Origin of the sequence: Streptomyces capoamus (genome assembly GCF_014654935.1) — a bacterium.
Taxonomy (GTDB): domain Bacteria; phylum Actinomycetota; class Actinomycetes; order Streptomycetales; family Streptomycetaceae; genus Streptomyces; species Streptomyces capoamus.
In genome coordinates this window covers 23797-35078 of sequence record NZ_BNBF01000003.1, presented here as the reverse complement: position 1 = coordinate 35078, position 11282 = coordinate 23797, and the positions used below count along the sequence as shown (strand labels likewise).

At 74.7% G+C, this 11282-nt stretch carries 11 protein-coding genes; 6 read left to right on the top strand and 5 right to left on the bottom strand.

What is annotated here, in order from left to right:
* On the bottom strand, positions 1-60 hold a 60-nt coding region (locus tag IE312_RS44095; RefSeq protein WP_368859998.1), incomplete at its 3' end, for a hypothetical protein.
* An 85-nt stretch (positions 61-145) separates the two neighbouring features.
* Here IE312_RS44095 and IE312_RS06070 point away from each other — a divergent pair.
* From IE312_RS06070 to IE312_RS06050, 5 genes are all read left to right on the top strand, one after another.
* On the top strand, positions 146-787 hold the full coding sequence (locus IE312_RS06070) for a nucleoside/nucleotide kinase family protein (protein ID WP_189979051.1): 642 nt from the start codon (positions 146-148) through the stop codon (positions 785-787).
* 228 nt (positions 788-1015) lie between these two features.
* Positions 1016-2734, top strand: coding sequence for a phospholipid carrier-dependent glycosyltransferase (locus tag IE312_RS06065; protein ID WP_189979049.1), 1719 nt, complete (start codon positions 1016-1018; stop codon positions 2732-2734).
* Between the two features lie 77 nt (positions 2735-2811).
* Complete coding sequence (locus IE312_RS06060; RefSeq protein WP_189979041.1) at positions 2812-3729, top strand: MurR/RpiR family transcriptional regulator; 918 nt, start codon at positions 2812-2814, stop codon at positions 3727-3729.
* Between the two features lie 447 nt (positions 3730-4176).
* A complete protein-coding gene (locus IE312_RS06055; RefSeq protein WP_189979039.1) occupies positions 4177-4557 on the top strand; it encodes a hypothetical protein in 381 nt (126 codons plus the stop codon).
* 111 nt (positions 4558-4668) lie between these two features.
* The gene (locus tag IE312_RS06050; protein WP_370467519.1) at positions 4669-7062 is read left to right on the top strand and encodes a SpoIIE family protein phosphatase; all 2394 of its coding nucleotides are present in this window, start codon (positions 4669-4671) and stop codon (positions 7060-7062) included.
* A gap of 13 nt (positions 7063-7075) precedes the next feature.
* On the opposite strand, the gene IE312_RS06045 is transcribed toward IE312_RS06050, so the two are convergent.
* The 3 genes from IE312_RS06045 to IE312_RS06035 all read right to left on the bottom strand — a co-directional run bounded on the left by IE312_RS06045 (position 7076) and on the right by IE312_RS06035 (position 9433).
* The gene (locus tag IE312_RS06045; protein ID WP_189979037.1) at positions 7076-7588 is read right to left on the bottom strand and encodes a flavin reductase family protein; all 513 of its coding nucleotides are present in this window, start codon (positions 7586-7588) and stop codon (positions 7076-7078) included.
* 53 nt (positions 7589-7641) lie between these two features.
* The gene (locus IE312_RS06040) at positions 7642-8496 is read right to left on the bottom strand and encodes a peptidoglycan-binding protein (protein WP_229899158.1); all 855 of its coding nucleotides are present in this window, start codon (positions 8494-8496) and stop codon (positions 7642-7644) included.
* A 154-nt stretch (positions 8497-8650) separates the two neighbouring features.
* Entirely contained in the window at positions 8651-9433 is a 783-nt protein-coding gene (locus IE312_RS06035; protein ID WP_189979035.1) for an alpha/beta fold hydrolase, read from the bottom strand.
* 128 nt (positions 9434-9561) lie between these two features.
* On the opposite strand from IE312_RS06035, the gene IE312_RS06030 reads away from it, so the two are divergent.
* On the top strand, positions 9562-10173 hold the full coding sequence (locus tag IE312_RS06030; RefSeq protein WP_189979033.1) for a TetR/AcrR family transcriptional regulator: 612 nt from the start codon (positions 9562-9564) through the stop codon (positions 10171-10173).
* A gap of 43 nt (positions 10174-10216) precedes the next feature.
* Here IE312_RS06030 and IE312_RS06025 read toward each other — a convergent pair whose 3' ends face one another.
* On the bottom strand, positions 10217-11059 hold the full coding sequence (locus IE312_RS06025) for an ATP-grasp domain-containing protein (RefSeq protein ID WP_189979031.1): 843 nt from the start codon (positions 11057-11059) through the stop codon (positions 10217-10219).
* Positions 11060-11282: the final 223 nt, after the last annotated feature.

Sequence of the window (11282 nt, the reverse complement as noted above, 5' to 3'; positions counted from 1 at the left end):
GACCCCGTCGAGGTCGAAGAGACAGGCCTGGATGGTGTCGGGCAGACCGAGCTGAGTCATACCCAGGACTCTTCCCCGTCCGCAGCGCTCCAGTAAGTGGCGCACGCCACATGCCGCCCGCGCGGGCGGTGCCACACTCTGCGGTGTGCCACTGACCTTCGACGACCTCCTCCTCCGTGCCCGCGCCCTGCCCGGGGACGGCCGGCGTGCCCTGCTCGGCATCGCGGGCAGTCCCGGCGCGGGCAAGACGACTCTGGCCGAACGCCTGGTGGCCGCCCTGAACGACGGGGGACCGCCGTGGGCGGCGCACGTGCCGATGGACGGCTTCCACCTCGCCGACGCGGAACTGGACCGGCTGGGCCGCCGGCACCGCAAGGGCGCGCCGGACACCTTCGACGCGGGCGGGTACGCGGCGCTGCTGCGGCGGCTGCGCGAGGAGACCGGCGAGGTGGTGTACGCGCCGGGCTTCGAGCGGGTGCTGGAGCAGCCGCTCGCCGGCGCGATCCCGGTGCCTCCCGAGGCCCGGCTGGTGGTGACGGAGGGCAACTACCTGCTGCTGCGGGAGGGATCGTGGGCGCGGGTGCGGCCCTGCCTGGACGAGGTGTGGTTCTGCGAGATCGACGAGGAGGAGCGGGTGCGCCGGCTGGTCGCCCGGCACGAGGAGTTCGGCAAGGAGCACGCGGCGGCCGTGTCCTGGGTGCAGGGCACCGACCAGGCCAACGCCGACCTGGTCGCGGCGACCCGGGAGCACGCGGACCTGGTGGTGCCGGCGGACGTGCTGCGCTGACACGCGGTGCCGTATCTCCGTCCCCGTCGGTCGGTTCGGTCGGTCGGGTCGGATCGAGGTGAACCCGGGCGGGCCGCGGGCCGTACCCGTGTACACGGCAGAAGGTCTGCCGGTACGACTCGTGCGGCGGTGACCCCGGCGGGAGCGGCGGCGGTGCGACGGCGGGGGCCATCGGTCCGGCCCCGGTCCGCCCGCCCCCGCACGGCCGGTGCCGCCGCGGGACGGACGATGGCGCGCGCACACCAGCAGGTCCTCACGCCCGAAGCCACCACGGGGCCGGTACGGCGGGCCCCGGCGGACCGGTACGCCCGGCTGCGCCGGCACCGCGGGTGGCTGCCGCCGCTCCTGGTCGCCCTGCTGCTCGGGCAGATGGCCGCGGCGATGGTCACCACGGCCGTCCAGCAGACCCCGACGATCGACGAGCCGGTGTACGTCGCCACGGCCACCGACTACCTGCGCGAGCACCGGCTGCGCTACAACCCCGAGCACCCGCCGCTGGGGAAGCTGCTGATCGCGGCCGGGGTGGCGGTCGCGGACCCGCACTACGACCCGTCGTACACCGGCACCCAGGGCGAGGTGGGCCGGCACCTGCTGTACGCCTCGGGCAACGACCCGGGGCGGCTGATGCTGTGGGCGCGGCTGCCGGTGATCGCGCTGACCCTGCTGTGCGGGCTGGTGGTGTTCGCGTTCGCCCGGGACCTGACCGGTACGGCGGGCGGACTGGTGGCGCTCGCCCTGTACGCGTTCTCGCCCGACGTGATCGCCCACGGCTCCCTGGCCACGCTGGACATGCCGGCCGTCGCCCTGCTCCTGACGGCGTGCCGGCTGGCCTGGCTGGCCCGCCGCCGCCCCGCCCGGTACCTGCCGCTGACGGGCGCGGCGCTGGGCGCGGCCGTGGCGACGAAGATGAGCGCCCTGCCGGCGGTGCCGGTGGTGATGGCGCTGGCGGCGCTGTCCGCGCTGACGGCCCACCGGTCCGGCGGGGTCTCCTGGCGGCCGCTCCCCCGGCTCGGGGCGCGGCGGCCGGCGGTGTCCGCGCTGGTGGCCGCGGTGGTCGTGGCGGCCGTCGCGGTCGCCGTCGTGTGGGCCGCATATCTGGCCGTGGATCCGCGGCTGCGGTTCGTGCCCGCCGAGCCGGTGCCGGGGGTGCACGGGCTGCGGGGGCGGCTGGCGGACCTGCTGCCGGTGCCGCGGGCGTACCGGGCCGGGATGCGGGTGCAGTTCCACCTGGAGGACTATCCGTGGCAGGGGTACCTGTTCGGGCGCCTGTACACCGGTTCGCTCTGGTACTACCTGCCGGCCGCCCTGCTGGTGAAGACGCCGCTGGGGCTGCTCGCGCTGGGCGGGGCCGGTGCCGTGGCGTGCGCGGCGCGGCGCCGGCTGCGGCCCGTGGCGCCGTACCTGCTGGCGGTGCCGGGGGTGCTGCTGGCGGCGGCGATGACCGGATCGCGGGACTTCGGCACCCGGTACGCGTTGTTCGTGCCGGTGTTCCTGGCGGTGGCGGCGGCCGGTGCGCTCGCGCCGCGCCGGCGGTGGGCGCGGGCGGTGACCGGCGCGCTGGTGCTGTGGGTGGCGGTGAGTTCGGTGCGCGCGTTCCCGTACTACCTGCCGTACGCGAACGAGGCGTTCGGCGGGCCGGCGAACACGCACCGGCTGCTGCACGACTCGAACGTGGACTGGGGCCAGGACCTGGGCCGGCTCGCCGACCGGCTCCGGGAGCGGTATCCCGGCGAGCGGGTGTGGCTGGTGTACAAGGGCAGCGGGGTGCCGTCCTCCTACGGAATCCACGCCGCCGATCCGCGGAGCGTGCCACCCGACCGGGTGCACGGGCTGCTGGTGGTGTCGGACTCGGCCGTCGCCAAGGCGCGCGGGCGGCTCGCCGAGCTGATCGCGGACAGCCGGCCGATCGGCGAGGTGGGCCATTCGATCAGCCTGTACCGCCGGTGAGGCCCTGCTCCAACCGCCTGGTCACGGGGGTCGGTGAGCTATGTTGAGTGCTCGTGGCAGACAAAGGAGGCCGACCGGTGCCCTCGCCGCAGCAGGCACGCGCACAGGCATCAGCGATCACGTCGGGAAAGTCGGCGCCCGAGGCCGATGCCGCCCCGACCTCCCGGCTGAGGGAGCTCTTCGACGGCCCGCGTCTGTCGCCGGGGCAGCGGCGCATCGCCCAGTACCTGATCGAGCACATCACCGAGGCCGCGTTCCTGTCGATCACCGAGCTGGCCGACCGGGTCGGGGTCAGCCAGCCCTCCGTCACCCGCTTCGCCGCAGCCGTCGGCTTCAGCGGCTACCCCGCGCTGCGCGAGCGGCTCCAGTCGATCGCGCTCAGCAGCCTGGCCGGCGGGCCGGGCGAGGAGAACCGGGCCAACGAGCTGCAGGCGGCCGTCGACGCCGAGATCGAGAACCTGGAGAACCTGCGGCGCGACCTCGCCGATCCCGACCGGGTCATCCACGTCGGCCGCGAACTGTCCCGCTCCACCCCGCTGACCGTGCTGGGCCTGCGCATCTCGGAGTCGCTCGCCGAGTACTTCGGGTACGCCGCCCGCCGCATCCACCCGGACGTGCGGCTGGTGACCCGCGGCGGCAGCGTGGCCTACGACGCGCTGCTGCAGTCCCGCGCGGCGGGCGGCAGCTGGGTGCTCGCCTTCGCCATGCCGCGGCACTCGCAGGAGACGCTCCAGGCCGTCCGGGTGGCGCGCGGGGCGGGCCTGAAGGTGGCCCTGGTGACCGACCTGGCGCTGGGACCGCTGGCCGACGAGGCCGACGTCGCCTTCGCCACCGGCACCGGTTCCCGGCTGGTGTTCGACTCCTATGCCGCGCCCGGAGTCCTGGCCGCCGCGCTGCTGCAGGCCATGACCGACGCCGACCCCGAGCGCACCCAGGCGCGGCTGGAGAAGTACGAACAGCTCTCCGAGCAGCACCAGTTCTTCCTCCGGGACTGACTTCCCGGACTTCCCCGGGACTTCCCTCCGGCCTTCCTCGGGGGTTACCGGCCGGTCCCCTTCCGCCGGGGGCGGACGAACGGTGAAGATCTTGCGGCCCTCCCCCTTCCGAAACGGGGATGATTCACCGCAGAACGCGCATGAATGTTTTCATACGTCTTGCAAACTGCTCGGTATATATAAATACTGCTCGGCGCACCCCCGCTCCACCGCCCCGAGAAAGCCGACGGACCGCCCATGCGCACGCACCACCGCACACAGCGCCGGTCCCCCGCGCCCGGGGCCCCCGCACGGACACCCCTCGCCGCCGACCCCTACCCACGTCGGCGGCCGGGGTGCGCCGGGGCGTGTCGTCTGCGCGACGCGCCCGTGGCGGCCCCGGCCATCCCCTAGGCCGGGGCCGCCCCGAATCCGTCGACACCCTCACGACGCCGCACACCGGAAGCGATGATCATGCCTTTGACCAGCACGCGCATCAGCCCCGACTGGCCCTGTCAGGTCAAGACGCCGGGCTCGTACGACTGGGAACGCTCGGCGGCCAAGTGGCTGCGTGAGCTGATCCCCGCGCGGTACGCGAGCTATCCCGCGCTCATCCGGCACCCCGTCCTGCTCGCCCGGCACGCGCAGATCCAGGTGCAGCAGGAGATCCGGGTCGCGCGGACCGCCCTGCAGACCGCCCGGGCCGAGTTGCCGGTGCTCGGACTGCCCGAATCGGTTATCGAACACACGATCAAGATGTACGCGGCGGAGGTACTCCAGCTGCAGCACATCGCACGCAGTGTGCGCGCGGTCAGCGAGGCCCTGACCGGCCGTGGCACCAGCCGCTGAACCCGGTCCGACCTGCGTCTTCACCGGTGCGGGCAGCCGGCCCCGAGGTCCTGTGAATCCCGACCCGGCAGACGAGTGATCGAACGGCCCCAGGTGTGCAATGCTCGTCGCGTGACGAGCGAGCCCCTGCCTCCGGCGGACCGCGACCCCGGCGCCGATCCGGCGGCGCTGGCCAAGGTCGTCGCCCGGCAGCGCGCGGAGATGGAGCGGCTGCGGGACCTGGCCGCGACCTCGGCGGTCCTGGAGCGGGCCAAGGGCGTACTGATGGCCGTCACGGGCTGTACCCCGGACGCGGCACAGGAAGAGCTGGACCGGCGCGCCAAGGACGGCAACCGCACCCTCCTCGAACAGTGCTGGCTCACCCTGGGTGCCCTGCCGCCCAAGGAGCGGCCCGCCGCCACCCCGGCCGCCCCGCCCGCCGGCGCCGCCCCCTCCCGGACCGCGCCCGCGGACACCCCGGACCTCGCGGGTGTGCTCGGGCACCTCGCACGCGACCTGGTCCGGGTCGACTCGCCGCACCAACTGGCCGGACGTCTGCTGGAACACCTGGCGCGGGAGGCCGACGGCGACGCGGTGATGCTCTACGAGCGGCTGCCCGAGGGCGGCCTGGGCCTGACCGCGTACGCCGGCATCGATCCCACCCTCGCCGCCCAGTGGCGCCAGCTGCCCCCGGTGTCCGGTGTGGCCGCGATGGACGCCCTGCGGTCCGGTGAGCCCCGCTGGCTGGAGGATCTCGCCACCGACCGCACGCGCTACCTGCTCATCGGGGACCCCCCGGAACGGTGGCGCACCCGGGCCTGGCTCCCCGTGCCGGCCGGGGACACCGCCCACGCCGTCCTCGGCGTGCTGCGTCGGCGCGGCGGCCCGTTCGAGCCGCGCGAGCGGGAGCTGCTGCGGGCCGTGGCCCGGCTGGTCGCGGGCCGGCTGCGGGCCTTCGACAGCCCGCGGAACAGCCCGCCGGGAGACTTCTCCCCCACCGTGCAGGCCGTGTTCGACGCGCTGCCGGGCGCGGCGACCCTGCTGACCCCGCTGCGCTCCGCCTCCGGCGAGGTGGAGGACTACCGCATCGACGCCGCCACCCCGGAGGCGATCGACGTGTTCGGCCGGACCGGCCGGGCCATGGTCGGCAGCCGCATCCTGGAGAGCTACCCGTCGGTCGCGGGCGAACCGCTGTGGCAGGGCTATCTGCGGGCGCTGGAGACCGGAGAGCCCTTCGAGGGCGAGCCGTTCGCCTACCAGGACGTGATCGGCGAGGTGCCCGTGACCGTCACCTACTCGGTGCGGGCGGCCCCGCTGGGCGAGGGCCTGGTGGTGACCTGGCTGCGGCACGACCCGGTGGACCGGCAGGAGCAGCGCCTGTCCGACGTGCAGCGGCTGGGCAACCTGGGCTGGGCGAACTGGAACCTGCTCACCCAGGAGGTCTCCTGGGCCGCGCAGACGTACGCCGTGCTCGGTCTGGTCCCCGGCCAGGAGCCGGTCCGGCTGGAGCAGCTCCCCGACCTGGCGGTGCCGGAGGACAGCGAGCCGCTGGCCCACGCGATCGCCGGACTCGTGTCGCGCGGACGGCCGTTCGACGTGCCGTTCCGCATGGACACGCCCTCGGGGATCCGGCACCTGCGGATGGTGGCGGAGGCCGTCACGGCGCCCGACGGCACCCCGGTGGAGGTGCACGGCTTCGTCCAGGACCTCACCGCGCAGCGCAGCGCCGAACTGGCACTGATGGAGAGCGAACGGGCGATGCTGCTGCAACGCGGCATCCTCCAGGCCGAACGGGCCCTGGCGGCCCGGCTGCAGCACGCCCTGCTGCCGCTGCCCAGCAAGCCGGTGCGGCTGGCCGGCCTGCGCGTCGAGGTCGCCTACCTGCCCGCCCAGGCCGGGATCCACGTCGGCGGCGACTGGTTCAGCGCCATCGAACTGCCCGACAGCGAGGCGTTGTTCGTGGTCGGTGACGTGGCGGGGCACGGCATCGACGCCGTGGCCACCATGGCCCAGCTCAGGTTCACCGCGAAGGGCATGGTCAGCACGGGCTCCTCGCTCACCGGGGCGCTGGCACGGCTGAACCAGCTCCTGCTGCACTCCCGGGACGGCCAGATCACCGCCACCATGATGCTGGCCCGCTACGACCCCGACCAGCACGTCCTGGCCTGGGCGCAGGCCGGGCACCCGCCGCCGCTGCTGGTGCGCCGGGGCGAGGTGTCCTTCCTGGACCGCCCCGGCGGCATGCTGCTCGGCGCGACGTCCGGCTCCGCCTACGAGTCGCGGGAACTGCGGCTGGAACCCGGGGACCGGCTGCTGCTCTACACCGACGGCCTCGTCGAGCGCCCCGGCGAGGGTCTCGACGCGGGCTTCGCCCGGCTGGCCGAGGCGGCGCGCGTCCACGGGCGCGGCGAGTCCGACTCCCTGGACGCGCTGCTCGCCTCGATGCTCCCCGAGGAACGGCGGGACGACGTGTGCGTGCTGGACATCCGGATGCCGGAGGAGGAGGAGCGGGACGCGCAGGGATAGCGGTGCCGGGAGGTCAGTTCACGGGGTGTCCGGCGTCGATGCCGATGGCGTCGGAGAGCCGCAGCAGCGGTCCGCGCCGCCCGCCGCCCCACTGGACCGGGTCGAGCACGAAACCGACGTGGTCGCCACCGTCGGTGCGGTGCAGGATGCTGCCGACGAACCAGGCCGCCGTGTCCGGCAGGACGGCCGCGCCGCCGTGTCCCTCCCGCCAGTCGAGCCGGGAGAACTTGTCCGTCTCGTCCCCCGTCTCGCCGCCGAAGAGTTCCGCCAGTTCCCGCTGGTCCCGGGTGACCAGATGGACGGCGAGGAACTGGGCGGCCCGGGCGACCCGGTAGGTGCGGTTGGCCTTGGACAGCCACACGGCGAACCGCAGCGGCTCGATGGAGCACTGCGACGCGAAACCGACCAGGCAGCCGGCCCGTTCGCCGCTCGCCGCGACGGTCACCACGCACATGTCCGGGTCCAGCCGGTCGAAGAAGCCGCTCAGCTCCGCCGCCCCGCCCTGCGTGCCGCTCTCGTCCGCCATGCCGTCCGCTCCCGTCCGCTGCCGCTCGGTCCCGTTCGCTCATGCGGGTGCCCTCAAGCATCGTTCCCGATGCCCGTGCGCGACTCCAGCGCCCGGCGCGTGTCGTCGCCGTAGACACCCCTCTCGTCACCGCTGATGCCGTACCAGAGCTGGAAGCGGGCCACGGCCTCGGTGAGCGTGGCGTCGTAGGTGCCGCTGGCGGAGCCGCCGCGGTAGACGTCCGGGACGCGCAGCAGGCGCTGCTGGAGGTCGGTGACCCCGGGGCCGGTGTCGCCCTGGCGGAGGGTGCCGGGGCCGTCCGGGTCGGCCGCGCCGGAGGCCGGTGGGGACGGGGCGGGGGCGGCGGGCCTGGTGGCAGAGGGCGCGGTGGCAGAGGGTGTGGTGGCAGAGGGCGCGCTCTTGGGGGGCGCGGTGGTGGCCGGCGGGGACGGGGCGGCGGTGGCTGCGGCCTGCTGGCGGCCCTGGAGCAGCAGGGCGCCGGCGAACCCGACGAGTGCCGCGGCCGCCACGGCCACGGCCACGGCGGCCCGGCGCGGTCCGGATCCGGAACCGGGGACGGCCGCGGTACGGGGTGGGGCCGAACGGGGCGGCGCGGTGCGGGGCGGGGCCGGACGGGGCGCGGCGGGAGGTGTGCTCGACCGCCGGGGGGCGCGGACGGGCGGTATCTCCCGGGTGTCGGCCTCAGCGGGACCGGTGTCGGCCTCGGCCGGACCGGTGTCGGCCTCGGCGGGACGCGCCGTCCGCGCCGGCGGGGCGGGTGCCGCGCCGAGGGGCTCGAACGTCACGGGGTCGGGACGGAACTCCCGCATCAGCTCCGCGAGCGCGTCGAAGCTGCGGGGCCGCAGGACCCGGACCGGCTCCGGCACCTGTCCGGGCGGCGGTTGACCGGGGTCGGGCGGTGTGGGCACCTGGTTCTCCTTCCGTCCCGCGGGTCCGGGGCCGGCACGCCCCCGCGCTGAGATACGGCGCCCGGCACGGCCCCGTTCAGGCTGCCGGGAGACCGGCCCGGAACGACGTGTCCCGGTGTCGGCCCGGAGCCGGAGCCCGGGCCCCGGCTCCCCGTCAGTGCCGGGCGAGGAAGTCGTCGATGAGTGCGAGCCAGTCCTGCGGGCGCTCCAGGAACGGCAGGTGTCCGCTCGGGAGTTCGGCGACCTCGGCGGCGGGGAGGGCGGCGGCCAGCTCGCGCTGGAGGGACGGGGAGACGAGCGGGTCGGCGGCGGTGACGACGACGAGTGCCGGTACCGCGATGCCGGCGAGGTCGCCGCGCACGTCGGCCCGCCGCACCAGGTCGACCTGGTCGCCGGTGCCGGCGGGGAGGGCGGCGGCCAGCTGGTCGGCGGCGGCCCGGACCTGAGCGGGGGTGAGCGCGTTCAGGGCCGGCTCGCTCAGGGTCATCAGGTTCAGGTACGCGGCGAGCTCGGCGTGCCGGCCGCCCTCGAAGAGCTGCTGCCAGACGGAGGCGACGAGGTCGGTGCGCGTGTCGGCGTGGGCGAACGTCGCGCTCAGCACCAGTGACCTGACCCGCTCGGGGTGGCGCGCGGCGAGGCGGATCGCCACCGGCCCGCCCAGCGAGTACCCGCTGACCGCGAAGGTGTCGAGCCCCTCCGCGTCGGCCGCCGCGACCAGCTGGTCGGCCAGCTCGTCGAGATCGAGGGGGCCCTCGGTCCTCGGGGTGGCGCCGGCGCCGGGGTAGTCGACGCCGACGACGGTGTGCCGCGCGGCGAGTCCTTCCATGATCGGCCCGTAGTTGGCCTCGATGCCGCCGCCCGCGCCGTGGGCGAGGAGCAGACCGGGGCCGGAGCCGCGGACGGTGCGGGCGAAGACGGGATGCAGGGGGGTGGCCATCTTGTCTCCCTTTCAGGGCGCCGGCCGATCCGGTCGACCGGCTTTAGCGATCGCTAAAGCTAGCGCGATGGCGGTGACGGTAGCAGAGGTTCTTTAGCGATCGCTACAGGTGCCTGTAGGCTGGGGCCATGAGCACCGGACAGGCCCGGGCCGGGGCCCCCGCCAGGCGGAGCCGTCGCGCCTTCGACCGCGAACAGGCCCTCGCCGCCGCCCTGCGCGCGTTCTGGACGCACGGGTACGAGACGACGTCCGTCGCCACCCTGACCGAGGCGATGGGGATCAACCCGCCGAGCCTGTACGCCGCCTTCGGGGACAAGCGGCAACTGTTCGACGAGGCCGTGGAGTTGTACCGGCGCACCTATGGGACCCCCCTGCCGGGGGCACCGGACGCCCGCTCGGCGATCGCCGCGCTGCTGCGGCACCTCGCGGCCGACTACACGGATCCGGGCCACCCGCCGGGATGCGTCATCATCACCGGGGCGGCCAACTGCGCCCCCGGCTCACAGGACGTGAAGGACAAGCTGCGCGCGATGCGCGAGGAGACCAAGGCCTCCATCGCGGCGCGCATCCGCGCCGACGTCGACGCCGGGCGGCTCCCCGCCGGCACGGACGCCGACGGGCTGGCGGTCTTCTACGCGGCGGTGATCCAGGGGATGAACCAGCAGGCGGTCGACGGGGCTCCCCGGGAGACCCTGGAGCGTGTGGCCGAGACGGCGATGGCGGCCTGGCCGACGGGCTGACGCCGGTCTCGGCGGCGCGGAGGGGCCCCAGGCCCGGGCAGCGTCAGGCCGGGCTGAGCGCTCCCTGCACGAACCGGCTCAGGGACGCCGTGAACGCGGTCGCGAAGGCTTCCCCGGCCTCCTCCGGCAGCGCGTCCAGGGACAGGTAGGGGTTGAGGTCCTCCAGCTCGACCAGCAGCAGGGCGCCGTCCGGGGTCCGGCAGGCGTCGACGCGCTGGATGCCGTACCCGAGGTCGTTCCAGTCGATGAACCGGCGGGCGAACTCCAGGTCCGCGGCGGTGGCCGCGTAGGGCGTCAGCTCCCAACGGCGGTCGGGGTCGGGGGCGTACAGCGCGTACTGGAAGTCGTCGTCCACGAAGTAGAAGGAGACCTCGTAGGCGAAGTCGACGCGGGGCTGGACCAGGAGGTCCCCGGCGGGGAGCCGGGCGAGCCGGCTGCCGGGGACGATCCGCAGGCCGAGGGAGTCGGCGCCCAGCTTCGGCTTGACCACGTACTCCTCGGCGGCCGGCAGCCGGTCCACGTCCTCGACGCGGTCGACCGTCGGTATCACGGGGAAGCCCGCGGCGGTCAGGTCGAGCAGGTACTGCTTGCCGGCCATGTCCGCCTTGCCGGTGAGCGGGTTGTAGACCCGGGCGCCGGTGGCGAGTGCGCGGGCGCGGAAGGCGTCGTACTCCCGCTGGTAGCCGAGGACGGGTCCGCTGTTGCGCACGACGACGGCGTCGAAACCGTCCATCAGGGCCGTCGCGTCCAGCGGGTGGCACAGGGCCAGGTCGAAGTGGTCGCGCAGCCGCGCGGCGAGGTAGATGTCCTCGTCGCAGTAGCGGCGCCCGCGGGCCTGGTACGCCAGGTCGGTGACGTAGAGCAGGCGGGGGCGGGCGGCGGGCATGGGGGCTCCTCGGGGCGGCGCGGGTCGGGGCAGTGCGGTGCGGTACGTGGCCGCCGGCTACGGCGGAGAAAGGTTACGCCGCAGAGTACGGCGATTTTCGGCCACCCCCGGCAACCTCCCGTGCCTCCGGGGCATCGCGAAGCACTCAGTTCCCCCATACGGGCGCTTGCGCTGCACTGAGTGCCACGAAACTGGGTCCGGGTGCTACGTTCCCGTTCATGAG

Excerpts from the sequence above, each read along its gene's own strand:
- IE312_RS06035 (WP_189979035.1), bottom strand. The coding sequence starts at position 9,433 with ATGGCCACCCCCCTGCATCCCGTCTTCGCCCGCACCGTCCGCGGCTCC.
- IE312_RS06065 (WP_189979049.1), top strand. The coding sequence starts at position 1,016 with ATGGCGCGCGCACACCAGCAGGTCCTCACGCCCGAAGCCACCACGGGG.
- IE312_RS06055 (WP_189979039.1), top strand. The coding sequence starts at position 4,177 with ATGATCATGCCTTTGACCAGCACGCGCATCAGCCCCGACTGGCCCTGT.
- IE312_RS06025 (WP_189979031.1), bottom strand. The coding sequence starts at position 11,059 with ATGCCCGCCGCCCGCCCCCGCCTGCTCTACGTCACCGACCTGGCGTAC.
- IE312_RS06030 (WP_189979033.1), top strand. The coding sequence starts at position 9,562 with ATGAGCACCGGACAGGCCCGGGCCGGGGCCCCCGCCAGGCGGAGCCGT.
- IE312_RS06045 (WP_189979037.1), bottom strand. The coding sequence starts at position 7,588 with ATGGCGGACGAGAGCGGCACGCAGGGCGGGGCGGCGGAGCTGAGCGGC.